We start from the raw sequence: 685 nt of genomic DNA on the forward strand, positions 1-685 counted from the left end.
AAGAAGTAGGTAGCTTAACCTTCGGGAGGGCGCTTACCACTTTGTGATTCATGACTGGGGTGAAGTCGTAACAAGGTAACCGTAGGGGAACCTGCGGTTGGATCACCTCCTTACCTAAGAGATACGTATTATGTGTAGTGCTCACACAGATTGTCTGATGAAGAACGAGCAGAAATACCGGTATAGGCTTGTAGCTCAGGTGGTTAGAGCGCACCCCTGATAAGGGTGAGGTCGGTGGTTCAAGTCCACTCAGGCCTACCAAATCGTATTGATACTGCGTTGTGAAATCACTCGTTTACTGATGTAAACTTCGTGACTTCACGCCTTGTCTCACTGCGATTGGCTCAATTCTTACTTAAAGGAACACTTCCAATAAGAAAGAAACCTGAGAAACAAAACGGTATTAAAGAATGCATTATGGGGCTATAGCTCAGCTGGGAGAGCGCCTGCCTTGCACGCAGGAGGTCAGCGGTTCGATCCCGCTTAGCTCCACCATAATCTCTTGAATATAAAATAATAATTCAGAGTATATTAGCAATAGTATACTGCGAATTATTTTGCTCTTTAACAATCTGGAACAAGCTGAAAAATTGAAAACAAATCAATATATCACCGAGGTATATTGATGAGTCTCTCAAAATCTCAAATCTGAAAATACTCTTCAGAAAGGATATGCGAGCAAAAT

Annotated in this window: 2 tRNA genes and 1 rRNA gene; all 3 read left to right on the forward strand. The window is 42.5% G+C overall.

Going from position 1 to position 685, the window contains the following annotated elements:
• A 16S ribosomal RNA gene (locus tag NBG71_RS18640) occupies window positions 1–113 on the forward strand; the annotation flags it as partial.
• Window positions 114–184: 71 nt separating this feature from the next.
• Window positions 185–261: transfer RNA gene (locus NBG71_RS18645), tRNA-Ile, on the forward strand.
• A gap of 158 nt (window positions 262–419) precedes the next feature.
• Window positions 420–495: transfer RNA gene (locus NBG71_RS18650), tRNA-Ala, on the forward strand.
• The last annotated feature ends 190 nt before the right edge of the window (window positions 496–685 follow it).

The organism is Proteus sp. FZP2095 (assembly GCF_023701425.1).
In the GTDB taxonomy this organism is placed as follows: domain Bacteria; phylum Pseudomonadota; class Gammaproteobacteria; order Enterobacterales; family Enterobacteriaceae; genus Proteus; species Proteus cibarius.